Here is a 24,697-nt window from a genome sequence, read left to right as displayed (position 1 = left end):
ATCGGGCAGGCCCCCTTAGCTCAGTCGGCAGAGCGTCTCCATGGTAAGGAGAAGGTCTACGGTTCGATTCCGTAAGGGGGCTCAGAGGGTCCGGCTGGACCCGCCACGGCGGTGTAGCTCAGATGGCAGAGCAAGCGGCTCATAATCGCTGTGTCGCCGGTTCAAGTCCGGCCACCGCTACTCTCGTCCTCCGGGTACACCCGGTGGTCGGTGGGACGGGCGCCACAGGCGCCCACTTTGCATGTCCGCGTTGTCAGCGCGTAGGCTGACACGCCGTAGTTGTTCCGTGAGCGAGGAAGGCACTCCGCCGTGGCGAAGGCGACCGATGTTCGGCCGAAGATCACTTTGGCGTGTGTGGAGTGCAAGGAGCGCAACTACATCACGCGCAAGAACCGCCGTAACGACCCGGACCGCATCGAGCTGAAGAAGTTCTGCCCCCGGGACGGCAAGCACACCGTTCACCGCGAGACCCGCTGATCGCGACCGGCGCAGCCGGTCGGCACCAGCTTCCGCGTACGCCGATCCACCTGACGGGTGGCCTCCGGGCCGCCCGACCGGGCGGATCGGCGTTCGTGTTATCCGTGTAGGTTCGGCGGCATGTCCCTGGACCCGTCCTTCGTCGGCCGGACGTACCCGCCGACCGCCCCCTACCAGGTGGGCCGAGAAAAGATCCGCGAGTTCGCCACCGCCATCGGCGCGACCGACCCGGCCCACCACGATCCGGAGGCGGCCCGTTCGCTCGGCCACGCCGACGTGGTGGCCCCGCCGACGTTCCCGGTGCTCGTCACGATGGCGGCGAGCCGGCAGATCGTCGAGGATCCGGCGCTCGGCGTCGACTACAGCCGCGTGGTGCACGGCGACCAGCGGTTCGCGTACACCCGGCCGGTGGTGGCCGGCGACGAGCTGGTGTGCGTGAGCACCATCGAGGAGGTCACCACCCGGGGCGGGCACGGCTTCCTGACCACCCGCACCGATGTGAGCACTGTGGACGGTGAGCCGGTGGTCGCCGTCTGGTCCAAGATCGTCGTACGCGGGGAGGCCTGAGGACATGGAGCTGCCCACCCAGACGTACCGGGTGACCCGCGCGGACCTGGTCCGCTACGCGGGCGCCTCGGGCGACTTCAACCGGATCCACTGGAGCGACCGCGTCGCCACCGACGTGGGGCTGCCGGGCGTCATCGCCCACGGCATGTTCACCATGGCCCTGGTCGGCCGCGCGGTGACCGGCTGGGCCGGCGCGCCGGACGCGGTGGTCGACTTCGGCGTCCGGTTCACCCGGCCGGTGGTCGTCCCGGACACCGACGAGGGCACCGAGATCGAGGTGTCGGCGGTGGTCAAGGAGGTCACCGAAGACGGTCTGACCAGGCTCGACATCACCGCCACCTGCCAGGGCGAGAAGGTGCTGTCGCAGGCCCGGGCACTGATCCGCACGACGCGCTGAGGGTCCGCCCGACGCGCGAGGGGCAGACCGGTTGGGAAAGTCGCACGACTACCCGTACACTGGTCCGCCGTGGGGCAAGTGACCCCCGCTCGGCACAGCGTGTCCGGGTGGAGGTGAGTTGCCGCACAGGGGTGTAGCTCAATTGGCAGAGCAGCGGTCTCCAAAACCGCAGGCTGCAGGTTCAAGTCCTGTCACCCCTGCGCCTCAGGCCTGACCGTTCCGTGGGTCGCGTCGCCCTCACCGGCGGCGTCCGGCCCGTGGTGGTGGCACCGGTGGGGTGGTTCCGAGGCGCTCGGGCCCTCCCGGCCGGTCCGCCGGCCGCGGCCCGTCGCGGGACGGTTGGTCCGGCCGGCGTGACCAACACGCCGCGCACGCCGCCCGGCGTGCGACCCCATATCCCGCACGGAGGGCGAAGTGGCCAAGAGCAAGCGCCGCGGCGAGGACGACGGCGACGAGCGTCTGAACGACGACGCGACCGTCGACGGCGTGGCCGACGACGACGTGGCCGACGACGACGCCACCGACGCGGACGAGCCGGTCTCCCGGGGCGGCACCGCGACCCGTAAGCGGGCGCAGGCCGAGCCGGCCGAGGGCCGGAAGACCCGCAAGGACACCGAGCGGATCGGGCTGTTCGCCCGCATCGCGCGGTTCTTCCGCGAGGTCGTGGCAGAGCTGCGTAAGGTCATCTGGCCGACCCGCAAGGAGCTGCTGACCTACACGGCCGTGGTGGTCACCTTCGTCGCGGTGATGCTGGCGATCGTGGCCGGCCTGGACTACGGCTTCGCCAAGGCGGTGCTGTGGGTCTTCGGCGAGCCGAGCTGACCTGCGGACAGCGATACTGACGGAAGTGAGCGAGCGTGCCTGAGTACGACGAGACCGCCGGAACCCCGGACGACCAGTCCACGGTGGCGACGGCGGCCAACAACGAGTCGGTCGAGGCCGCCAGCGAGCCGGAGTTCCCGACCACCGAGCCGGCCCCGGACGAGGACTTCGACCCGGTCGCCGAGCTGCGCCAGAAGCTGCGCTACGCGCCCGGCGACTGGTACGTGGTGCACTCGTACGCCGGCTACGAGAACAAGGTCAAGACCAACCTCGAGACCCGGATCACCTCCCTCGACATGGAGGACTTCATCTACCAGGTCGAGGTGCCGACCCGGGAAGAGGTCGAGGTCAAGAACGGCAAGCGGTCGCAGGTCCAGGCGAAGGTCTTCCCGGGCTACATCCTGGTCCGGATGGAGCTGACCGCCGAGTCCTACTCCTGCGTCCGGAACACCCCGGGGGTCACCGGCTTCGTCGGCGCGACCGACCGGGCCGACCGGCCGGCGCCGCTGAGCCTCGACGAGGTGCTCAAGTGGCTGGCCCCGGCGGTCGAGACCGAGCAGAAGAAGGCCAAGCCCGAGGTCAAGGTCCTCGACTTCGAGGTCGGCGACTCGGTCACCGTCACCGACGGCGCGTTCGCGTCGCTGCCGGCGACGATCAGCGAGATCAACGCCGACCAGCAGAAGCTCAAGGTGCTGGTGTCGATCTTCGGCCGGGAGACGCCGGTCGAGCTGAACTTCAACCAGGTCGCCAAGATCTGACGTACGTCGGCACCGGCGGCCCGCCCCTTCCGGGGTGGCCGCCGGTGCGCCGTTTCGCCACCCACCGACCTCGGCGCGGAGGGTGGCCGACGGCTGCGCTACCCTAGAACGTCGGCTGTCCGCACCGCGCTGACCGTGCGCGCCCGCGGACCGGCGAGAATCCCAGTTTCAAGCCCCAGGAAGAGACATGCCTCCGAAGAAGAAGCTCGTCAAGACGTTCACGCTTCAGCTGCCGGCGGGCCAGGCCACCCCGGCGCCGCCGGTCGGCCCCGCGCTCGGCCAGCACGGCGTGAACATCATGGAGTTCTGCAAGTCCTACAACGCGCAGACCGAGTCCCAGCGGGGCGACATCGTCCCCGCCGAGATCAGCGTCTACGAGGACCGCACGTTCACCTTCGTGCTGAAGACCCCGCCCGCCGCCCGGCTGCTGATCAAGGCCGCCGGTGTGCAGAAGGGCTCGGGCGTCCCGCACAAGGAGAAGGTCGGCTCGGTCACCCGCGCCCAGCTGCGCGAGATCGCCGAGAAGAAGATGGCGGACCTCAACGCCAACGACATCGACCAGGCCGAGAAGATCATCGCCGGCACCGCCCGGTCGATGGGCCTGACCGTCGCCGACTGATCTCGCTCCACCGCTCCACCCGATCTTTCTGTTCGTGGGAGGGCCGCGCACGCCGCGCGCCCGCCAGAGACCACAGGAGTCACCAGAAATGCAGCGCAGCAAGAGCTACCGCAAGGCCGCCGAGGTCATCGACCGGTCGAAGCTCTACACCCCGGTCGAGGCCGTCAAGCTGGCCAAGGACACCACCAACACCAAGTTCGACGCCACGGTCGAGGTCGCGATGCGCCTCGGCGTCGACCCCCGCAAGGCGGACCAGATGGTCCGCGGCACGGTCAACCTGCCGCACGGCACCGGTAAGACCGCCCGCGTGATCGTCTTCGCCGCCGGCGCGAAGGCCGAGGAGGCCGTCGCCGCGGGTGCTGACGAGGTGGGCACCGACGAGCTGGTCGCCCGCATCCAGGGCGGTTGGCTGGACTTCGACGCGGCGATCGCCACGCCCGACCAGATGGCCAAGATCGGCCGGATCGCGCGGATCCTGGGCCCGCGCGGTCTGATGCCGAACCCGAAGACCGGCACCGTGACCATGGACGTCACCAAGGCCGTCTCGGACATCAAGGGCGGTAAGATCACCTTCCGGGTGGACAAGCACTCCAACCTGCACCTGATCATCGGCAAGGCCTCCTTCTCCGAGGCCCAGCTGGTCGACAACTACGCCGCGGTGCTGGACGAGGTGCTGCGCGCCAAGCCGTCCGCGGCCAAGGGCACGTACCTCAAGAAGGTCACCCTCACCACCACCATGGGCCCGGGCGTCCCGGTCGACCCGAAGGTCGTGAAGAACCTGCAGGAGGCCTCGACCGAGGCCTGAGCAACCAGCACGTCCCGGACGGGGCTCCGCCACCAGGTCGTGGCGGGGCCCCGTTCGTCTGTCCGGTGTGGCAGTCTCGGCGCATGCGGCTCGACGGCGTGTGGTTCCGCTACCACCGGCACGGCCTCTGGGTCCTGCGGCAGGTCGACGTCGCCGTCGGCCCGGGTGAGGTCGCCGTGGTGCTCGGCCGCAACGGGGCCGGAAAGTCCACGTTGCTTCAGCTCACCGCCGGGGTGCTGCGTCCGTCCCGGGGCCGCGTCGCCGACCGGCCGCCGGTGGTCGGCTGGGTGCCGGAGCGCTTCCCCGCCGACCAGCCGTTCACCGTCGGGGCCTACCTGACCGCCATGGGCCGCGTCGCCGGCCTGCCCGGTCCCGCCGCCGACCGGGCGGTGCGCCACTGGGTCGAGCGCCTCGGCCTGGCCCGGTTCCACGACGTCCGTCTGCCCCGGCTGTCCAAGGGCACCGCGCAGAAGGTCGGCCTGGCGCAGGCGCTGCTGCGCCCGCCCGGCCTGCTGGTGCTCGACGAGCCCTGGGAGGGGCTGGACGCCGCCGCCCGCGAGGCGGTCCCCGAGATCATCGGCGAGGTGCTGGCCGCCGGTGGCGCCGTACTCGTGAGCGACCACCGGGGCGAGACCGTCCGGCTGCCCGGTGCCCGGCACTGGTCGGTCACCGACGGCACGGTGACCGAGCAGGCCCCGTCGGGCGGCGCGGCCGTCGCCGTGGTCGAGCTGGCGGTGCCGGCCGCCGGGCTGGCCGCCGCCGTCGCCCGCCTGCGCGCCGACGGCCACCAGATCCTTCGGGTACGCGACCACGCCGTCCCGCCTCCGGCCACGCACCCGGTGCCGGCCTCCGTCGGCCCGTCCGCCGATGACGACTGCCCGGATGCGGACGCGCTATCCGGCCCGGTGGGCCACGTTGACGCCGGGGCCGGGGACTCGGGCCGCCCCGGGCCGGCGCCGGAGGTGGCCCGGTGATCGCGCTGGTCCGGCTGCGGCTGGCCGGCTTCCTGCGTACCGGACGGGCGCTGGCGCCGGTGCTGGCCGGCCTGCTCGTCCTGGGCGTCCTCCACGGCGGCGGCCGGGCCCGCCCGGCGGAGGCCTACGGCGTCTCCGCCGTGGTCCTGTTCCCGGTGCTGGCCTGGCAGACCAAGATCCTGCTGGACGTCGAGCCCGACGTGCAGCGCCGGCTGGCCCGGGTGGTGGCCGGGCCGGGCCGGGAGTGGGCGGCCGGGCTGCTCGCCGCGCTGGTGGCCGGGCTCGCCGTGGTGGTGGTCGCGCTGGCGCTGCCGTGGCCGCTCGGCGGGGTGACCGCGGCCGTCGCGCCGGGGGAGCGGCCGGTGCTCGTGGGGGTGGCGCTCGGGCTCTGGGCGCACCTGCTCGCCCTGCCCGCGGCGGTGGCGCTCGGCGCGCTGGCCAGCCGGGCCGTGACCCGCAGCGCCGGCTACGGGGTGGCGGTGCTGGTGACCGGCGCGGTCGGGGTGGTGGTGCTGGGGCTCTCCGGCTCGGTCGCGCCGTGGCTGGCCCCACCGGTCATGGCGACCGCGCGGGAGGTCACCGGGCCGGTCGCCACCGGTGCCGGCCTGCTGCTCACCGGCTGGGCGGCGCTCTGGGCGGCGGTGGCGCTCACCGGCTACGCCTGGGCCCGCCGCACCCGGGCCTGAGGCGCGGTGACCGGGAGCACCGGGGCGCGATTTGGCGCTGCGGTCCCGGTCGCGTAACCTGGTGCGGTAGTTCCACCCAAAGACCGCTGGTCACCGTGCCCCGGCACGGTCGAAGGTCCCGCGACGACGGGCGACCCGCGCAGGGCGGTAAGCGAAATCGGTGTCATGCATGGTCCGCCGACTGTGCCCGTGCCGCCGGCCCTCGCCCCGTGCGCCCTGCGCCGGGGCTTTTTCGTTGTCGTGATGCCTCCGCCGCCGCCGTCGAGCCTTGGCTCGTCGCCGGCGTACCAGCTCCGAGCAACGAGAGAGGAGGGACATGGCGGACAAGCCGATCCGGGCCGACAAGGCCACGGCCGTCGCCGAGCTGACCGAGAGCTTCCGCAACGCGGGGGCGACCGTGCTCACCGAGTACCGCGGGCTCACGGTTTCGCAGCTCACCCAGCTGCGGCGCTCGCTCGGCAAGGAGACCAGCTACACGGTCGCGAAGAACACGCTTGCCAAGCGTGCCGCGGCCGATGCGGGCATCTCCGGCCTCGACGAGCTGTTCTCCGGTCCTACCGCGCTGACTTTCGTTTCGGGCGACGTCGTCGAGGCGGCGAAGGGGCTTCGCGACTTCGCGAAGGCCAACCCGAAGCTCGTCATCAAGGGCGGTGTCTTCGAGGGCAAGGCCATTTCCGCGGCCGAGGTCACGAAGCTCGCCGACCTGGAGTCCCGCGAGGTGCTGCTGGCCAAGCTGGCCGGCGCGATGAAGGGCAACCTGAGCAAGGCCGCGGCCCTGTTCCAGGCGCCGCTCTCCAAGGCCGCCCGCGCGGCGGCCGCCCTGGCGGACAAGAAGCGCGAGCAGGAGGGCGCCGAGGCGGCCTGAGGCCCTCCCGGCGCACCACGTTCTTAGTTTTCATTGCGAGAAAGGACGCCAGACATGGCGAAGCTCAGCACCGACGAGCTGCTCGACGCGTTCAAGGAGATGACGCTGATCGAGCTCTCCGAGTTCGTGAAGCAGTTCGAGGAGACCTTCGAGGTCACCGCCGCCGCTCCGGTCGCCGTGGCCGCGGGCGCCCCGGCCGCCGGCGGCGCTGCCGCCCCGGCCGAGGAGGAGAAGGACGAGTTCGACGTCATCCTCGACGCCGACGGTGGCAAGAAGATCCAGGTCATCAAGGTCGTGCGTGAGCTGACCGGCCTGGGCCTCAAGGAGGCCAAGGACCTGGTCGAGGCCGCGCCGAAGGCCGTCCTGGAGAAGGTCAACAAGGAGACCGCCGAGAAGGCCAAGGCCAAGCTCGAGGGCGAGGGCGCCAAGGTCACCATGAAGTGACCTTGCTCCACCTGACGCGCGTCCGGCTCACGTGAGCCGGGGCACACCGCGTCGCGGCGGGCGGTGATCCGGAATCGGATCGCCGCCCGCCGTGTTGGTGGTCCCGGACGGCAGCGGTGTGAGCAGGGCGTACGACGGCCCGTGTGCCGGCTGGTCAGTGGCGTCTGTCGGTAGCCCGTCGGTGGGAAAGACACCCCGACCGGTAACCGGCCCTTGACGCGGCACCGGCCTGCCAGGCACGCTGACATCAGCAAGACTTTCCGCGCTTGCAACGGCCGCCACTCGGGTAATGGCAACGGCAGCACCGCCGCCGCGGCACCCGAGCGGACCGGCAGGAGCGTCGCGTTCCGAGCGGCCCGGACGACCCGGTTTTCCGAGGTCCCAGGGCTTGTTCCGCGACGACCTGCGGGGTGGGCTGGACAGCGGTTAGCCTCTCGGCTACACTGCTAGTTTGCGCTGCCTTCCGACTTGACCCCTGCTCGGAAATGTCCGTTTACGGATAATTCTGGTGGGGTCATTGGAGTGCACGCGTACCAGCCGTTCTGCAGCACCGGTCCTCGGAAGGACGCATCTTGGCAGCTTCCCGCCCTGCGAAGACCAGTCGTACGTCGAGCGCATTCGCGCCCCGCCGAGTTTCTTTCGGTCGGATCACCGAACACCTCGAGGTCCCCAACCTCCTCGCCATCCAGAACGAGTCCTTCGACTGGCTCGTCGGCAACGAGGCTTGGCAGGGCCGGTCGGCGGACGACCCGCACGCACGCTCGGGTCTCGCGGAGATCCTCGACGAGATCAGTCCCATTGAGGACTTCTCCGGCACCATGTCGCTCTCCTTCTCGGCTCCGCGCTTCGACGAGGTCAAGGCCTCGATCGAGGAGTGCAAGGAGAAGGACCTCACCTACTGCGCGCCGCTGTTCGTGACCGCGGAGTTCACCAACAACACCACTGGCGAGATCAAGAGCCAGACCGTGTTCATGGGTGACTTCCCGATGATGACGCCGAAGGGCACCTTCATCATCAACGGCACCGAGCGCGTCGTGGTCAGCCAGCTCGTCCGCTCGCCGGGCGTGTACTTCGACAAGCAGCCGGACAAGACCTCCGACCGCGACCTCTCCAGCGTCAAGGTCATCCCGAGCCGGGGTGCCTGGCTGGAGTTCGACATCGACAAGCGCGACACGGTCGGCGTTCGCATCGACCGCAAGCGCCGCCAGGCCGTCACCGTCCTGCTCAAGGCCATCGGGTGGTCCGCCGAGCGCATCCGTGAGAAGTTCGGCTGGTCCGAGCTCATGATGACCACGCTCGAGAAGGACCACATCGCCGGCCAGGACGAGGCCCTGCTCGACATCTACCGGAAGCTCCGCCCCGGCGAGCCGCCGACCCGTGAGAACGCCCAGACCCTGCTCGACAACCTCTTCTTCAACCCGAAGCGGTACGACGTCGCCAAGGTCGGGCGCTACAAGTTCAACAAGAAGCTCGAGCTGGACGTGCCGATCACCACCGGCACGCTCACCGAGGACGACATCGTCGCCACCGTGGAATACCTCTGCCGGCTGCACGCCGGTGAGGAGGGCTACGAGGCCGACGACATCGACCACTTCGGCAACCGTCGCCTGCGTACCGTGGGCGAGCTGATCCAGAACCAGGTCCGGGTGGGTCTCTCCCGGATGGAGCGGGTCGTCCGCGAGCGGATGACCACCCAGGACGTCGAGGCGATCACGCCGCAGACCCTGATCAACATCCGCCCGGTGGTGGCGGCGATCAAGGAGTTCTTCGGCACGTCGCAGCTGTCCCAGTTCATGGACCAGACCAACCCGCTGGCGGGCCTGACCCACCGGCGCCGGCTGAGCGCGCTCGGCCCTGGTGGTCTGTCCCGTGAGCGGGCCGGCTTCGAGGTCCGGGACGTGCACCCGTCCCACTACGGCCGGATGTGCCCGATCGAGACGCCGGAAGGCCCGAACATCGGCCTGATCGGCGCGCTCTCCACGTTCGCCCGGGTCAACCCGTTCGGCTTCATCGAGACGCCGTACCGGAAGGTCATCGACGGCCGGGTCACCGACCAGATCGACTACCTGACCGCGGACGAGGAGGACCGGTTCGTCAAGGCGCAGGCCAACGCCCCGCTGAAGTCGGACGGCACCTTCGCCGAGGACCGCGTCCTGGTCCGCCGTAAGGGCGGCGAGACCGAGGACGTCGCGCCGGGCGCCGTGGACTACATGGACGTGTCGCCGCGGCAGATGACCTCGGTCGCCACCGCGATGATCCCGTTCCTGGAGCACGACGACGCCAACCGCGCGCTCATGGGCGCGAACATGCAGCGTCAGGCGGTGCCGCTGGTCAAGGCCGAGGCCCCGCTCGTCGGTACGGGCATGGAGTACCGCGCCGCGGTCGACGCCGGTGACGTGGTCGTCGCCGAGGTCGGCGGTGTGGTCGAGGACCTCTGCGCGGACTACATCACGGTCCACCAGGACGACGGCCACCGCCGGACGTACCTGCTGCACAAGTTCCGCCGCTCCAACGCCGGCTCCTGCGTCAACCAGAAGCCGGTCGTCTTCGAGGGCGACCGCGTCGAGGCCGGTCAGGTCATCGCCGACGGTCCGTGCACCGACGAGGGCGAGATGGCGCTCGGACGCAACCTGCTGGTGGCGTTCATGTGCTGGGAGGGCCACAACTACGAGGACGCGATCATCCTGTCGCAGCGCCTCGTGCAGCAGGACGTGCTCACCTCGATCCACATCGAGGAGCACGAGGTCGACGCCCGGGACACCAAGCTCGGCCCGGAGGAGATCACCCGCGACATCCCGAACGTCAGCGAGGAGATGCTCGCCGACCTCGACGAGCGCGGCATCATCCGGATCGGCGCCGAGGTCGTCCCCGGCGACATCCTGGTCGGCAAGGTCACCCCGAAGGGTGAGACCGAGCTGACCCCCGAGGAGCGGCTGCTCCGCGCGATCTTCGGCGAGAAGGCGCGCGAGGTCCGGGACACCTCGCTGAAGGTGCCGCACGGCGAGACCGGCACGGTCATCGGTGTGCGTACCTTCTCCCGCGAGGACGGCGACGAGCTGCCCCCGGGCGTGAACGAGCTGGTCCGGGTCTACGTGGCCCAGAAGCGCAAGATCCAGGACGGTGACAAGCTCGCGGGCCGCCACGGCAACAAGGGCGTCATCTCCAAGATCCTGCCGATCGAGGACATGCCGTTCCTGGAGGACGGGACCCCGGTCGACATCGTGCTGAACCCGCTCGGTGTGCCGTCCCGGATGAACATCGGCCAGGTCCTGGAGACCCACCTCGGGTGGGTGGCCAAGACCGGCTGGAGCGTGGACGGCGACGACGAGGAGTGGAAGCGCCAGCTCCGCTCGATCAACGCGCACGAGTCCGAGCCGGACACCAACGTGGCCACGCCGGTCTTCGACGGTGCCCGCGAGGAGGAGATCTCCGGTCTGCTGGCGTCGACCCTGCCCAACCGGGACGGCAACCAGCTCATCGGGGGCAGCGGCAAGGCGCAGCTGTTCGACGGTCGTTCCGGCGAGCCGCTGCCCGACCCGATCGCGGTCGGCTACGTCTACATCCTGAAGCTCAACCACCTGGTCGACGACAAGATCCACGCCCGGTCGACCGGTCCGTACTCGATGATCACGCAGCAGCCGCTGGGTGGTAAGGCGCAGTTCGGTGGCCAGCGCTTCGGTGAGATGGAGTGCTGGGCCATGCAGGCGTACGGCGCCGCCTACGCCCTGCAGGAGCTGCTGACCATCAAGTCCGACGACGTCCTGGGCCGGGTCAAGGTCTACGAGGCGATCGTCAAGGGCGAGAACATCCCCGAGCCGGGCATCCCGGAGTCGTTCAAGGTGCTGCTCAAGGAGCTGCAGTCGCTGTGCCTCAACGTCGAGGTGCTCTCCAGCGACGGTGTGGCCCTGGAGATGCGCGAGACCGACGACGAGGTGTTCCGGGCGGCGGAGGAGCTGGGCATCGACCTGTCCCGGCGCGAGCCGAGCTCGGTCGAAGAGGTGTAAGTGGTGAGGTCGGGGGCCGACCGGCCCGCTCTGGGCGGTCAGGCTTGATCCCGACGCGGGCCGGCCGGCCCCCGACCCCGCCCATGATCTAGCTGTAAAGACGACGACATAGGGGACATAGTGCTCGACGTCAACTTCTTCGACGAGCTGCGCATCGGCCTCGCCACCGCTGACGACATCCGTCAGTGGTCCCACGGCGAGGTCAAGAAGCCCGAGACCATCAACTACCGCACCCTCAAGCCGGAGAAGGACGGGCTCTTCTGCGAGAAGATCTTCGGTCCTCAGCGGGACTGGGAGTGCTACTGCGGTAAGTACAAGCGGGTCCGCTTCAAGGGCATCATCTGCGAGCGCTGCGGCGTCGAGGTGACCCGCTCCAAGGTTCGCCGGGAGCGGATGGGTCACATCGAGCTGGCCGCTCCGGTGACCCACATCTGGTACTTCAAGGGCGTGCCGAGCCGGCTGGGCTACCTGCTGGACCTCGCCCCGAAGGACCTCGAAAAGATCATCTACTTCGCCTCGTACGTCGTGACGAGCGTGGACGCCGAAGCGCGTCACCGCGACCTCTCGACCATCGAGAACGAGATCCTGGCCGAGAAGCGGCAGGCGGAGAACAGCCGCGACTCGGAGATCGAGAAGCGGGCCGCCAAGCTGGAGGCCGACCTGGCCGAGCTGGAGGCCGAGGGCGCGAAGGCGGACGTCCGGCGCAAGGTCAAGGAGGGCGGAGAGCGCGAGATGCGCCAGATCCGCGACCGGGCCCAGCGCGAGATCGACCGCCTCGACGAGGTCCTCGACACCTTCCGCAAGCTGGAGCCGAAGCAGCTGGTCACCGACGAGCTGCTCTACCGCGAGCTGCGCGACCGCTTCGGTGAGTACTTCACCGGCAGCATGGGCGCCGAGGCGATCAAGGCCCTGGTCCAGAACATGGACCTGGAGGCCGAGGCGGAGAACCTGCGCGAGACCATCCGCTCCGGCAAGGGCCAGCGGAAGATCCGGGCGCTCAAGCGGCTCAAGGTCGTCGCGGCGTTCCAGAACACCCGGAACTCGCCGCTCGGCATGGTGCTGGACTGCGTCCCGGTCATCCCGCCGGACCTGCGCCCGATGGTGCAGCTCGACGGTGGCCGTTTCGCGACCTCCGACCTGAACGACCTGTACCGGCGTGTGATCAACCGGAACAACCGCCTCAAGCGGCTGATCGACCTCGGCGCGCCCGAGATCATCGTCAACAACGAGAAGCGGATGCTCCAGGAGGCCGTCGACGCGCTGTTCGACAACGGCCGTCGTGGTCGTCCGGTCACCGGCCCCGGTAACCGGCCCCTGAAGTCGCTGTCCGACATGCTCAAGGGCAAGCAGGGCCGGTTCCGCCAGAACCTGCTGGGCAAGCGCGTCGACTACTCCGGCCGTTCGGTCATCGTGGTCGGCCCGAAGCTCAAGCTGCACCAGTGCGGCCTGCCCAAGCAGATGGCGCTGGAGCTCTTCAAGCCGTTCGTGATGAAGCGGCTGGTCGACCTCAACCACGCGCAGAACATCAAGTCCGCCAAGCGGATGGTCGAGCGGCAGCGGCCGGTCGTGTGGGACGTGCTGGAAGAGGTCATCGGCGAGCACCCGGTGCTGCTGAACCGCGCGCCGACCCTGCACCGTCTGGGCATCCAGGCCTTCGAGCCGCAGCTGGTCGAGGGCAAGGCCATCCAGATCCACCCGCTGGTCTGCACCGCGTTCAACGCCGACTTCGACGGTGACCAGATGGCGGTCCACGTGCCGCTGTCCGCCGAGGCCCAGGCCGAGGCGCGGATCCTGATGCTGTCGTCGAACAACATCCTCAAGCCGGCCGACGGCAAGCCGGTCACCATGCCCACCCAGGACATGGTCATCGGTCTCTACCACCTCACCCACCTCACTCCGGGTGGCAAGGGCGAGGGCCGGGCGTTCAGCTCGGACGCCGAGGCGCGGATGGCGTACGACAACGGCGAGCTGCACCTGCAGGCGCCGGTCCGGATCCGGCTGCGCGACGTCGTCGGTGTGGACAACGGCGCCGGCGCCGAGCCGTGGACCGCCCCCGAGGGCTGGACCGAGGGCGAGCCGGTGACCGTGGAGACCACGCTGGGCCGGGTCCTGTTCAACGAGACGCTGCCCCCGGGCTACCGCTTCGTGAACTACGAGATCCGCAAGGGCCAGCTCTCCGCGATCGTCAACGACCTCGCCGAGCGCTTCCCGAAGGTGGCCCTGGCGGCCACCCTGGACGGGCTCAAGGAGGCCGGTTTCCACTGGGCCACCTGGTCCGGCGTCACCATCGGCATGGAGGACGTCATCGCTCCGCCGCGCAAGCGGGAGATCCTGGAGCGGTACGAGAAGGAAGCCGACCGGATCGACAAGCAGTACCAGCGTGGTCTGATGACCGCCGAGGAGCGTCGCGGCGAGCTCATCGAGATCTGGACCAAGGCGACCAACGAGGTCGCCAAGGAGATGGACACCGCGCTGCCGCAGGAGAACCCGCTGTGGAAGATGATCAACTCGGGCGCCCGCGGTAACCTGCTCCAGCTCCGGCAGATCGCGGCGATCCGTGGTCTGGTGGCCAACCCGAAGGGTGAGATCATCCCGCGGCCGATCAAGGCCAGCTACCGGGAGGGTCTGTCCGTGCTGGAGTACTTCATCTCCACGCACGGTGCCCGTAAGGGTCTCGCGGACACCGCCCTGCGTACCGCCGACTCGGGTTACCTGACCCGGCGTCTGGTGGACGTCTCGCAGGACGTCATCATCCGCGAGGAGGACTGCGGCACCGACCGCGCCATCCCGATGCAGGTCGGCGAGCGCATCGACGGCAAGCTGGTCGTGCACGAGCACGCCGAGACCAGCGTGCACGCCCGGACGCTGGCCGACGACATCAAGGGGCCGGACGGCACCGTGGTGGCCCACCGCGGCCAGGACATCAACTCGATCCTGGTGGACGCGATCGTCGCCGCCGGTACCGAGACGGTGCGGGTGCGCAGCGTGCTCACCTGCGAGTCGAAGCTGGGCGTCTGCGGTGCGTGCTACGGCCGCTCGCTGCCGACCGGCAAGACCGTGGACGTCGGCGAGGCGGTCGGCATCATCGCCGCCCAGTCGATCGGTGAGCCGGGTACGCAGCTGACGATGCGTACCTTCCACACCGGTGGTGTCGCGGGTGAGGACATCACCCAGGGTCTGCCCCGTGTCCAGGAGATCTTCGAGGCCCGGGTGCCGAAGGGTAAGGCGCCCATCGCCGACACCCCGGGTCGCATCCGGATCGAGGACGGCGAGCGGTCCCGCAAGATCGTGGTCATCCCGGACGACGGCAGCGACGAGATCGTCTACGACAAGATCTCGAAGCGGGTCCGGCTCCGGGCGCACGACGGCGACCACGTCGAGGTCGGCGAGAAGCTCACCGAGGGCACCATCGACCCGCACGAGCTGCTGCGCATCCTCGGCCCGCGCGCGGTCCAGGTCCACCTGACCCAGGAGGTCCAGGAGGTCTACCGCTCGCAGGGTGTGCTCATCCACGACAAGCACATCGAGATCATCATCCGCCAGATGCTCAAGCGGGTGACGGTCATCGACTCCGGCTCGACCGAGTTCCTGCCGGGTGTGCTGGTCGACCGGGCGCTGTTCGAGTCGGAGAACCGCCGGCTCGTCGGCGAGGGTGGCGAGCCCGCCGCCGGTCGCCCGGTGCTGATGGGTATCACCAAGGCCTCGCTGGCCACCGACTCCTGGCTGTCGGCGGCCTCCTTCCAGGAGACCACCCGGGTGCTGACGGACGCGGCGATCCACGCCCGCAGCGACTCGCTGATCGGCCTCAAGGAGAACGTGATCATCGGTAAGCTCATCCCGGCCGGTACGGGCATCAGCAAGTACCGCAACGTCCGGGTCGAGCCGACCGAGGAGGCGAAGGCCAAGGTCTACTCGATGACCGGCTACCCGGAGACCGACTACGGCTTCGGGCCGGCCAGCGGCCAGGCGGTTCCGCTGGACGACTTCGACTTCGGGTCGTACCGCTAAGCACCAGGAAACGACGAGGCCCCCGGCAGCAGCCGGGGGCCTCGTCGCGTCCGGGCCGGCTTGCCGGGACCGGGGAACCGGATCCGGGGCATGATGGAGGGCATGACGACAGTGCCCGGGCCGGCGCCCGTCGTGCCGCAGGCGCACCGCCATCCGCACGACCCGGAGCCGGTCCGCTCCACCAAGGCGCGGGCGGTCTTCGCGCTCGGCCTGATCGGCGCGCTCACCGGTCTGTTCGTCGGCGGCGCGGTGCCGGCCACGATCGCGCTCACGCTGGCCCGGCAGGCGCGCCGCGAGGCGTACACATCTGGTGGTTATCTCACCGGCGGCGACTGGCTGCGGCGCGGCGAGCAGATGGCGCGGACCGGTCTGGTGCTGACCGCGGCGGCGGTGGTGGCGGCGGTGGTGATCGGCGTGGTCCGGTACGCCGACGGCTCGTTCGGCCACGACTTCGCGCCGAACTTCGACTGACCGGGCGGGGGAGCGGACCCGCGCCCGCCCACCCGGCCGTGACCGGCGACGGTAGCCTGGCCGGTGTCCGCCGGGTGGCGGGCGGGTGTGGACAGGAGGAACCGTGACGGAACCGGCCGCGCCGGGAGGCGACCCGAACCGCCCGGGGCCGTATCCGCCGGGTTCCGCGCCCGCGCCGGCGCATCACCCGCACGGGGCGTACCCGGGGAACGCGCCGGGTCACGGCGGCGGGTGGCCGGCGCCGGGAAGCGCGCCCGGCCACGGGGGCTGGGGGCCGGCGTTCCCGCCGCCGCCGGCCGAGGCGCCGCGGCCGCCGAAGCGGGTCGACGCGGTGCCGGGTACGCCGTTCGGGGTGGTCCACCTGGACGTGCCGCCGGTCACCTCGGGGCTCGCCATCGGCTCGTTGATCGCGGGGATCGCCGCGATTCTGGTTTCTCTTCTGGTCTTCTGCTTCGGTATCGCCGGGCCGGACTACGGTGGCGCCTGGGCGGCCGGCGCGTTCACCGTGCTCGGCGCGCTGATCGGGGTCGGCGCGGTGGTCGCCGGGCTGCTGGCCCGGCGGCAGATCCGGCGGCCGGCGCCGCCGCCGGCGGTGCGGTTCACCGGCGCCGGCCTGGCCGTGGCCGGGCTCTCCTGCGGCGGGGTGGGGCTGCTGTTCAGCCTGGTCGGGCTCGGGCTGGCCCTCGTGGTGCAGATCACGTGAGGTCCCCGGTGGGGCCGGTGCGGCCGGTGACCTGCCGCGACCGGTATGTCCGGGTGCCCGGGGGGTGGGCTGTGTCGGGGCCGCCGGGCCGCGCGGCGGACGAGCCGGTACACTTGTCACTGTAGGTGCCCATCATGGGCGCGTCGGCGATCCGGAGACCGGCCCGGCGGACCGCGGCAGCGGTCCTCCCGACCCATCCGTTTTGACCGGCGCGGCTGTGGTAGGTACTCTTTCCCCTTGTGCCCGGGCTCGCCCGGGCAATGCGTGCGTGCGCTGGAACCGGTCAGCCGGTGAATCGCGCGGTCGCACCATCAAGACCAAACAACCCGGTACGACGCGCCAGCGGCTGGCACCGGGACCGTGACTTGGGCGACACGCCCGACCGCGGGTGCTGGGACGCCGTCAGGCGGCCCCGGTTGGAATGTAGGAGAGCCGCCCATCCGGACGGCTGGAGCAGACGGCGCGGTCGCCTCGCAGCGGCCGAAGGGAGCGGAGAAACCCGGTGCCCACCATTCAGCAGTTGGTCCGAAAGGGCCGTCAGGCCAAGACGACCAAGACCAAGACCCCGGCGCTCAAGGGGTCTCCCCAGCGGCGCGGCGTGTGCACCCGCGTGTACACCACCACCCCGAAGAAGCCGAACTCGGCGCTGCGCAAGGTCGCTCGTGTCAAGCTCAGCAGCCAGATCGAGGTGACCGCCTACATCCCGGGCGTCGGCCACAACCTTCAGGAGCACTCGATCGTGCTCGTGCGCGGCGGTCGTGTGAAGGACCTCCCCGGCGTGCGGTACAAGATCGTGCGCGGCTCGCTGGACACCCAGGGTGTCCGCAACCGCAAGCAGGCTCGCAGCCGCTACGGCGCGAAGAAGGAGAAGAGCTGACATGCCGCGTAAGGGACCCGCTCCGCGGAAGCCGCTGGTCGCTGACCCGGTGTACAACTCGCCCCTGGTCACCCAGCTGGTGAACAAGATCCTGCTGCGCGGCAAGCGTCAGCTCGCCGAGCGCATCGTGTACGCCGCCCTGGAGGGCTGCCGCGAGAAGTCCGGCACCGACCCCGTCGTCACGCTCAAGCGCGCGATGGACAACGTCAAGCCGACCCTCGAGGTGCGCAGCCGCCGTGTCGGTGGCGCCACCTACCAGGTTCCGGTCGAGGTCCGGCCGTCCCGCGCGACCACGCTCGGTCTGCGCTGGCTGGTGACCTACTCCCGGGCCCGGCGCGAGAAGACCATGGTCGAGCGGCTGATGAACGAGCTGCTGGACGCGAGCAACGGCCTCGGCGCCGCCGTCAAGCGGCGTGAGGACACGCACAAGATGGCCGAGTCCAACAAGGCCTTCGCGCACTACCGCTGGTAACACCTGAGGTTCCGGCGCCGGCAGGCGCCGGAACCGCCACCAGTTGTGTCGAGACGACGATAAGTAGGGATTGAAGTGGCCGCCGCAGACGCGCTCGCCAACGTACGCAACATCGGCATCATGGCCCACATCGATGCCGGTAAGACCACTACCACCGAGCGAATCCTGTTCTACACCGGCATCACGTACAAGATCGGTGAGGTCCACGAGGGCGCCGCCGTCATGGACTGGATGGAGCAGGAGCAGGAGCGCGGTATCACCATCACTTCCGCCGCCACCAAGTGCGAGTGGAAGGGCCACACGATCCAGATCATCGACACGCCCGGCCACGTCGACTTCACGGTCGAGGTCGAGCGGTCGCTGCGGGTTCTGGACGGTGCGGTCGCGGTCTACGACGGCGTGGCCGGCGTGGAGCCCCAGACGGAGAACGTCTGGCGGCAGGCGGACAAGTACAACGTCCCCCGGATGTGCTTCGTCAACAAGCTCGACCGGACCGGCGCCGACTTCTTCCGCTGCGTGCAGATGATGATCGACCGGCTCAACGCCACCCCGCTGGTGCTCCAGATCCCGATCGGCGCCGAGTCCGACTTCATCGGCGTGGTCGACCTGGTCGAGATGCGTGCGCTCACCTGGCGCGGCGAGACCCAGAAGGGTGAGGACTACGCGGTCGAGGAGATCCCGGCCGACCTCGCCGACTCCGCTGCGGAGTGGCGCGAGAAGCTGATGGAGACCCTCGCCGACGTCGACGACTCGGTGATGGAGAAGTACCTCGAGGGCGAGGAGATCTCGGCCGACGAGATCAAGGCCGCCATCCGCCGGGCCACCATCGCCGGCAAGGCCAACCCGGTCCTCACCGGTACCGCCTTCAAGAACAAGGGCATCCAGCCGATGCTGGACGCGGTCGTCGCGTACCTGCCCTCGCCGCTGGACATCCCGGCGATCGAGGGTACGGCCACCGACGGCGAGACCCCGCTGCAGCGGAAGCCCTCGGTCTCCGAGCCGTTCTCCGGCCTGGCCTTCAAGATCCAGACCGACAAGCACCTCGGCAAGCTGACGTACGTCCGGATCTACTCCGGCACGCTCGAGTCCGGTTCTCAGGTGATCAACTCCACCAAGGACCGCAAGGAGCGGATCGGCAAGATCTACCAGATGCACGCCAACAAGCGGGAGGAGCGCAGCTCCGCCCAGGCCGGCGACATCATCGCGGTGCAGGGTCTGAAGCAGACCACCACCGGTGACACGCTGTGCGACCCGGCGAACCCGGTCATCCTGGAGTCGATGACCTTCCCGGAGCCGGTCATCGAGGTGGCCATCGAGCCGAAGACCAAGGCCGACCAGGAGAAGCTCAGCACCGCCATCCAGCGGCTGGCCGAGGAGGACCCGACCTTCCGCGTCAAGCTGGACGACCAGACCGGTCAGACGGTCATCTCCGGCATGGGCGAGCTGCACCTGGACATCCTGGTCGACCGGATGCGCCGCGAGTTCAACGTCGAGGCGAACATCGGTAAGCCGCAGGTGGCGTACCGCGAGACCATCCGCCGCGCGGTGGAGAAGGTCGAGTACACCCACAAGAAGCAGACCGGTGGCTCCGGCCAGTACGCCCGCGTGATCATCAGCGTGGAGCCGCTGCCGCTCGGCAACGAGGCCCCGACCTACGAGTTCGCCAACGCCGTGACCGGTGGGCGCATCCCCCGGGAGTTCATCCCCTCGGTGGACGCGGGCGCGCAGGACGCCATGCAGTACGGCATCCTCGCCGGCTTCCCCCTGGTGGGCGTCAAGCTCACCCTGGTGGACGGCCAGTACCACGAGGTCGACTCGTCGGAAATGGCGTTCAAGATCGCCGGCTCGATGGCGATGAAGGAGGCGGCCCGCAAGGCCGACCCCGCTCTCCTCGAGCCGATGATGGCCGTTGAAGTCACCACTCCTGAGGAGAACATGGGTGACGTCATCGGCGACCTCAACTCCCGGCGTGGCATCATCCAGGCGATGGAGGAGCGCAGCGGCGCTCGCGTCGTCCGGGCCCTGGTGCCGCTGTCGGAGATGTTCGGCTACGTCGGCGACCTGCGGTCGAAGACCCAGGGCCGGGCTAGCTACAGCATGCAGTTCGACTCCTACGCCGAGGTTCCGAACTCGGTGGCCAAGGAGATCATCGCCAAGGCGACGGGTGAGTGACACTCACCCTCGGCTGATCCGATGACACGAGGGCGGTCGCGGGAGGGTTCTCCCGCCCGCGGCCACCTCGATCGGATTGCGTGAGACCGGGCCTGTAGGCTTCATCGCCGCAGAACCCACAAAAGCTCTCCGGCCTTCCGGCCGGAAAGGCTGTCGACAGAGTCCTAAGCGCCGAACGGCGCGCCGGGGCGAACGAACCAAGAAAGTCCACAGGAGGACACCAGTGGCGAAGGCGAAGTTCGAGCGGACTAAGCCGCACGTCAACATCGGCACCATTGGTCACATCGACCACGGTAAGACGACGCTGACGGCGGCCATCACCAAGGTCCTGCACGACCAGTACCCGGACCTGAACCCGTACACGCCGTTCGACGAGATCGACAAGGCGCCGGAGGAGAAGGCCCGCGGCATCACGATCTCCATCGCGCACGTCGAGTACCAGACCGAGGCGCGTCACTACGCGCACGTCGACTGCCCCGGTCACGCCGACTACATCAAGAACATGATCACCGGTGCCGCGCAGATGGACGGCGCGATCCTGGTGGTGGCGGCGACCGACGGCCCGATGCCGCAGACCCGCGAGCACGTGCTGCTGGCCCGTCAGGTCGGTGTGCCGTACATCGTCGTGGCGCTCAACAAGAGCGACATGGTCGACGACGAGGAGCTCCTGGAGCTCGTCGAGCTCGAGGTCCGTGAGCTGCTCTCCTCGCAGGAGTACCCGGGTGACGACCTGCCGGTCGTCCGGGTCTCGGCGCTGAAGGCCCTGGAGGGTGACCCGGAGTGGACCGGGAAGCTCCTGGACCTGATGAACGCCGTGGACACCGCGATCCCGCAGCCGGAGCGCGAGACCGAGAAGCCGTTCCTCATGCCCATCGAGGACGTCTTCACGATCACCGGTCGCGGCACCGTGGTGACCGGTCGCGCCGAGCGCGGCATCCTCAAGCCGAACGAGGAGGTGGAGATCGTCGGCATCCGTGAGAAGTCGATGAAGACCACCTGCACCGGCATCGAGATGTTCCGCAAGCTGCTCGACGAGGCCCGCGCGGGTGAGAACGTCGGTCTGCTGCTGCGCGGCATCAAGCGCGAGGACGTCGAGCGCGGCATGGTCGTCATCAAGCCGGGCACCACGACCCCGCACACGGAGTTCGAGGCGACGGTCTACATCCTCTCCAAGGAGGAGGGCGGCCGGCACACCCCGTTCTTCCAGAACTACCGCCCGCAGTTCTACTTCCGGACCACGGACGTCACCGGCGTCGTCACGCTGCCCGAGGGCACCGAGATGGTCATGCCGGGCGACAACACCTCGATGACGGTGAAGCTGATCCAGCCCATCGCCATGGAGGAGAACCTGAAGTTCGCGATCCGCGAGGGTGGTCGTACGGTCGGCGCGGGTCGCGTCACCAAGATCATCAAGTGAGCTGGGTAACCCCGATTAGCGTCGCCGCCGGTCGTGCGGCATACTAGTCAGGTTGCGTAACGACAGTCGGTCGCCTGCGTCCGGTTAACGCTGGACCTCCGGGAGTCAGACTGTCTCGCGTAGGGTGGTTGATCGCCATCGGCGGTCAACCACCCTCGCGCGGCGTCCAGGTCGCGGCCCCCGCGATCGGCGCCATGACCCACCGCGTGGTCAGAGAATCGCTCCGGAGTCCCGGGGCGGAGCCTGGCCCACGGGCGCGACACGCCCGACCGCGGGGGTCGGCGGAAGTGGGCCTGTGCCAGCCGGTACAGGCGCCCGCAACACAGCGGCATCGAGAGAAGGAACAGAAGCCACCATGGCGGGACAGAAGATCCGCATCCGGCTCAAGGCCTATGACCACGAGGTCGTCGACTCCTCGGCTCGGAAGATCGTCGAGACGGTGACGCGTACCGGGGCGCAGGTCGCTGGCCCGGTGCCGCTGCCCACGGAGATCAACCGTTTCTGCGTCATCCGCTCGCCGCACAAGTACAAGGACTCGCGCGAGCACTTCGAGATGCGTACGCACAAGCGTCTGATCGACATCATCGACCCGACCCCGAAGACGGTCGACTCGCTCATGCGCCTCGACCTGCCGGCTGGCGTCGACATCGAGATCAAGCTGTAGGGACCGGACAAATGGACAGGCAAGTCAAGGGGATCCTGGGCGCCAAGCTCGGCATGACCCAGGTCTGGGACAACAACAAGGTTGTGCCCGTGACCGTGGTTCAGGCCGGCCCGTGCGTCGTGAGCCAGGTTCGTAGCGCCGACAAGGACGGCTACTCCGCGGTCCAGCTGGCGTACGGGGTCATCGACCCGCGCAAGGTCAAGAAGCCGATCGCCGGGCACTACGCCAAGGCGGACGTCGCGCCGCGCCGGCACATCGTCGAGCTGCGCACCTCCGACGCCGCGGACTACGCGCCCGGCCAGGAGGTCACGGTCGAGGAGTTCCCGGCCGGCGCCGTGATCGACGTGACCGGCAAGACCAAGGGCAAGGGCTACGCCGGCCCGATGAAGCGGCACGGCTTCCACGGTCTGCGCGCCAGCCACGGTGTCGAGCGCAAGCACCGCTCGCCCGGCTCGATCGGCGCCTGCGCGACCCCGGGTCGCGTCTTCAAGGGCACCCGGATGGCGGGCCGGATGGGTGGCGTGCGCTACACCGTCCAGAACCTGACCGTCCAGGCGGTCGACACCGAGAACAACCTCCTGCTCGTCCGCGGCGCCATCCCTGGCCCGAAGGGCGCGCTGGTCCTGGTCCGCACCGCGGCCAAGGCGAAGGTGAAGAAGGGCGGTGCGGCCAAGTGACCACCGTTGACGTGATCAACGTCGAAGGCGCCAAGAGCGGCTCCGTGGAGCTGCCGGCCGACATCTTCGACGCGCAGGCCAACATCGCCCTGATGCACCAGGTCGTGGTGGCCCAGCTCGCGGCGGCCCGCCAGGGCACGCACAAGACGAAGACCCGCGGCGAGGTCTCCGGTGGAGGCAAGAAGCCGTACAAGCAGAAGGGCACCGGTCGTGCCCGCCAGGGCTCGACCCGCGCGCCGCAGTTCGCCGGCGGTGGCGTGGTCCACGGCCCGGTGCCGCGCGACTACAGCCAGCGCACCCCGAAGAAGATGAAGGCCGCCGCCCTGCGTGGCGCCCTCTCCGACCGGGCCCGCGCCGGCCAGGTGCACGTCGTCGAGGCGTTCGTCTCGGGTGAGAAGCCGTCCACCAAGGCGGCCCTGGCCACGCTGACCAAGCTGACCCAGGCCCGTCGGGTCCTGGTCGTGCTGAGCAGCACCGACGAGCTGAACTGGGTGTCGCTGCGGAACCTGCGCAACGCGCGGGACAGCCGGGTGCACCTGATCGAGGCCGGCCAGCTCAACACCTACGACGTGCTGGTGGCCGACGACGTGGTCTTCACCAAGGAGGCCCTGGACGAGTTCCTGGGCGTTCCCGCCGAGACCACCGAGGAGGATGGCAAGTGAGCACGATCGCCGATCCGCGTGACGTCATCGTCGCGCCGGTCGTCTCGGAGAAGAGCTACAGCGAGCTGAACCGCAACTGGTACACCTTCCTGGTGCACCCGGACGCCAACAAGACCGAGATCAAGATCGCTATCCAGCAGATCTTCAACGTCCGCGTCCTGACGGTCAACACGCTCAACCGCGAGGGCAAGCGCAAGCGGACCCGTACCGGGTTCGGCAAGCGCAAGGACACCAAGCGCGCGATGGTGAAGCTGGCTGACGGTGACCGTATCGAGGCCTTCGGCGGCCCGGTCAGCTGAGGGGTGTAGACAATGGCTATCCGTAAGTACAAGCCGACGACGCCGGGCCGGCGTGGCTCGAGCGTTGCCGACTTCGCCGAGATCACCCGGTCGACGCCCGAGAAGTCGCTGCTGGCTCCGCTGCCGAAGAAGGGCGGACGCAACGCCCACGGCCGGATCACCACGCGGCACCACGGCGGCGGTCACAAGCGCCAGTACCGTCTGATCGACTTCAAGCGGGTCGACAAGGACGGCGTGCCGGCGAAGGTCGCCCACATCGAGTACGACCCGAACCGCACCGCGCGCATCGCGCTGCTGCACTACGCCGACGGCGAGAAGCGCTACATCATCGCGCCGAAGGACCTGAAGCAGGGCGACCGCGTCGAGTCCGGTCCGGGCGCCGACATCAAGCCGGGCAACAACCTGCCGCTGCGCAACATCCCGGTCGGTACCACCATCCACAACGTGGAGCTGCGTCCGGGCGGCGGCGCCAAGCTGGCCCGCTCGGCCGGCGTCGGCATCCAGCTGCTCGGCCGTGAGGGCGCGTACGCGACCCTGCGTATGCCGTCCGGTGAGATCCGGCGTGTGGACGTGCGCTGCCGCGCCAGCATCGGCGAGATCGGCAACGCCGACCAGTCGAACATCAACTGGGGTAAGGCCGGCCGTATGCGGTGGAAGGGCAAGCGCCCGACCGTCCGTGGTGTCGCGATGAACCCGGTCGACCACCCGCACGGTGGTGGTGAGGGTAAGACCTCCGGTGGTCGCCACCCGGTCAACCCGCAGGGTAAGCCCGAGGGCCGCACCCGTCGTAAGGGCCAGCCGAGCGACCGGCTGATCGTCCGCCGCCGCTACGCCACGCGTAAGCGCGGCTGAGGGAG

The 24,697-nt window shown here is 69.4% G+C and carries 24 protein-coding genes and 3 tRNA genes; all 27 read left to right on the top strand.

The genetic code is table 11. From position 1 onward, the window contains the following. Nucleotides 1–9 precede the first annotated feature (9 nt). The 27 genes from DQE82_RS19655 (at nt 10) to rplB (ending at nt 24,692) form a co-directional block, all read left to right on the top strand. Nucleotides 10–82: transfer RNA gene (locus DQE82_RS19655), tRNA-Thr, on the top strand. 25 nt (nt 83–107) lie between these two features. Next, nucleotides 108–180: transfer RNA gene (locus DQE82_RS19650), tRNA-Met, on the top strand. 129 nt (nt 181–309) lie between these two features. Further along, nucleotides 310–477 (top strand): 50S ribosomal protein L33, encoded by a 168-nt coding sequence (gene rpmG, locus DQE82_RS19645; RefSeq protein WP_013288652.1) that lies wholly within the window; start codon nt 310–312, stop codon nt 475–477. 120 nt (nt 478–597) lie between these two features. Next, nucleotides 598–1,044, top strand: coding sequence for a MaoC family dehydratase N-terminal domain-containing protein (locus DQE82_RS19640; RefSeq protein ID WP_030501621.1), 447 nt, complete (start codon nt 598–600; stop codon nt 1,042–1,044). 4 nt (nt 1,045–1,048) lie between these two features. Further along, complete coding sequence (locus DQE82_RS19635) at nt 1,049–1,441, top strand: MaoC family dehydratase (RefSeq protein WP_030501620.1); 393 nt, start codon at nt 1,049–1,051, stop codon at nt 1,439–1,441. A 127-nt stretch (nt 1,442–1,568) separates the two neighbouring features. Then, nucleotides 1,569–1,641, top strand: a tRNA-Trp gene (locus DQE82_RS19630). A gap of 214 nt (nt 1,642–1,855) precedes the next feature. Further along, nucleotides 1,856–2,263 carry a preprotein translocase subunit SecE gene (gene secE, locus DQE82_RS19625; RefSeq protein ID WP_030501619.1) on the top strand — a complete coding sequence of 136 codons (408 nt, stop codon included), beginning with the start codon at nt 1,856–1,858 and terminating at the stop codon, nt 2,261–2,263. Between the two features lie 35 nt (nt 2,264–2,298). Then, nucleotides 2,299–3,021, top strand: coding sequence for a transcription termination/antitermination protein NusG (gene nusG / locus DQE82_RS19620; RefSeq protein WP_030501618.1), 723 nt, complete (start codon nt 2,299–2,301; stop codon nt 3,019–3,021). Nucleotides 3,022–3,208: 187 nt separating this feature from the next. Next, the gene (gene rplK / locus DQE82_RS19615; RefSeq protein ID WP_013288647.1) at nt 3,209–3,640 is read left to right on the top strand and encodes a 50S ribosomal protein L11; all 432 of its coding nucleotides are present in this window, start codon (nt 3,209–3,211) and stop codon (nt 3,638–3,640) included. Nucleotides 3,641–3,728: 88 nt separating this feature from the next. Next, nucleotides 3,729–4,445: a 50S ribosomal protein L1 gene (gene rplA / locus DQE82_RS19610; RefSeq protein ID WP_064446621.1), complete on the top strand. Its 717-nt coding sequence runs from the start codon at nt 3,729–3,731 to the stop codon at nt 4,443–4,445. Between the two features lie 83 nt (nt 4,446–4,528). Then, on the top strand, nt 4,529–5,419 hold the full coding sequence (locus DQE82_RS19605) for an ATP-binding cassette domain-containing protein (RefSeq protein ID WP_113973443.1): 891 nt from the start codon (nt 4,529–4,531) through the stop codon (nt 5,417–5,419). Further along, nucleotides 5,416–6,105 carry a hypothetical protein gene (locus DQE82_RS19600; protein ID WP_113973442.1) on the top strand — a complete coding sequence of 230 codons (690 nt, stop codon included), beginning with the start codon at nt 5,416–5,418 and terminating at the stop codon, nt 6,103–6,105. Before DQE82_RS19605 ends, DQE82_RS19600 begins: the two co-directional genes overlap by 4 nt. 316 nt (nt 6,106–6,421) lie before the next feature. Next, the gene (gene rplJ, locus DQE82_RS19595) at nt 6,422–6,970 is read left to right on the top strand and encodes a 50S ribosomal protein L10 (RefSeq protein ID WP_013288643.1); all 549 of its coding nucleotides are present in this window, start codon (nt 6,422–6,424) and stop codon (nt 6,968–6,970) included. A gap of 54 nt (nt 6,971–7,024) precedes the next feature. After that, nucleotides 7,025–7,414: a 50S ribosomal protein L7/L12 gene (rplL, locus tag DQE82_RS19590; protein ID WP_043328232.1), complete on the top strand. Its 390-nt coding sequence runs from the start codon at nt 7,025–7,027 to the stop codon at nt 7,412–7,414. Between the two features lie 572 nt (nt 7,415–7,986). Beyond that, complete coding sequence (locus DQE82_RS19585) at nt 7,987–11,418, top strand: DNA-directed RNA polymerase subunit beta (protein WP_030501613.1); 3,432 nt, start codon at nt 7,987–7,989, stop codon at nt 11,416–11,418. A 120-nt stretch (nt 11,419–11,538) separates the two neighbouring features. Continuing rightward, nucleotides 11,539–15,426, top strand: coding sequence for a DNA-directed RNA polymerase subunit beta' (locus DQE82_RS19580; protein WP_043328234.1), 3,888 nt, complete (start codon nt 11,539–11,541; stop codon nt 15,424–15,426). A gap of 102 nt (nt 15,427–15,528) precedes the next feature. Next, nucleotides 15,529–15,897 carry a hypothetical protein gene (locus tag DQE82_RS19575; RefSeq protein WP_064446843.1) on the top strand — a complete coding sequence of 123 codons (369 nt, stop codon included), beginning with the start codon at nt 15,529–15,531 and terminating at the stop codon, nt 15,895–15,897. Nucleotides 15,898–16,228: 331 nt separating this feature from the next. Then, complete coding sequence (locus DQE82_RS30840) at nt 16,229–16,600, top strand: hypothetical protein (protein WP_176722859.1); 372 nt, start codon at nt 16,229–16,231, stop codon at nt 16,598–16,600. Between the two features lie 502 nt (nt 16,601–17,102). Beyond that, nucleotides 17,103–17,477, top strand: a complete 375-nt coding sequence (gene rpsL, locus DQE82_RS19565) for a 30S ribosomal protein S12 (protein WP_007465318.1) — start codon at nt 17,103–17,105, stop codon at nt 17,475–17,477. Between the two features lies 1 nt (nt 17,478). Then, a complete protein-coding gene (gene rpsG / locus DQE82_RS19560; RefSeq protein WP_013288637.1) occupies nt 17,479–17,949 on the top strand; it encodes a 30S ribosomal protein S7 in 471 nt (156 codons plus the stop codon). 75 nt (nt 17,950–18,024) lie between these two features. Next, on the top strand, nt 18,025–20,121 hold the full coding sequence (gene fusA, locus DQE82_RS19555) for an elongation factor G (RefSeq protein ID WP_030501610.1): 2,097 nt from the start codon (nt 18,025–18,027) through the stop codon (nt 20,119–20,121). Nucleotides 20,122–20,344: 223 nt separating this feature from the next. Continuing rightward, on the top strand, nt 20,345–21,538 hold the full coding sequence (tuf, locus tag DQE82_RS19550; protein WP_013288635.1) for an elongation factor Tu: 1,194 nt from the start codon (nt 20,345–20,347) through the stop codon (nt 21,536–21,538). 355 nt (nt 21,539–21,893) lie between these two features. Next, on the top strand, nt 21,894–22,202 hold the full coding sequence (rpsJ, locus tag DQE82_RS19545; RefSeq protein WP_007073037.1) for a 30S ribosomal protein S10: 309 nt from the start codon (nt 21,894–21,896) through the stop codon (nt 22,200–22,202). An 11-nt stretch (nt 22,203–22,213) separates the two neighbouring features. Beyond that, nucleotides 22,214–22,879, top strand: a complete 666-nt coding sequence (gene rplC, locus DQE82_RS19540; protein WP_030501609.1) for a 50S ribosomal protein L3 — start codon at nt 22,214–22,216, stop codon at nt 22,877–22,879. Next, complete coding sequence (gene rplD / locus DQE82_RS19535; protein WP_013288633.1) at nt 22,876–23,541, top strand: 50S ribosomal protein L4; 666 nt, start codon at nt 22,876–22,878, stop codon at nt 23,539–23,541. Before rplC ends, rplD begins: the two co-directional genes overlap by 4 nt. Beyond that, on the top strand, nt 23,538–23,840 hold the full coding sequence (gene rplW / locus DQE82_RS19530; RefSeq protein WP_013288632.1) for a 50S ribosomal protein L23: 303 nt from the start codon (nt 23,538–23,540) through the stop codon (nt 23,838–23,840). The genes rplD and rplW overlap by 4 nt, the downstream gene beginning before the upstream one ends. A gap of 12 nt (nt 23,841–23,852) precedes the next feature. Then, nucleotides 23,853–24,692, top strand: coding sequence for a 50S ribosomal protein L2 (gene rplB / locus DQE82_RS19525; RefSeq protein WP_013288631.1), 840 nt, complete (start codon nt 23,853–23,855; stop codon nt 24,690–24,692). Nucleotides 24,693–24,697 lie beyond the last annotated feature (5 nt).

The sequence above is a fragment of the Micromonospora sp. LHW51205 genome (assembly GCF_003315815.1).
Lineage (GTDB): Bacteria > Actinomycetota > Actinomycetes > Mycobacteriales > Micromonosporaceae > Micromonospora > Micromonospora chalcea.
The sequence above is the reverse complement of the archived record's forward strand: the minus strand, read 5'-3'. Positions and strand labels throughout refer to the sequence as shown.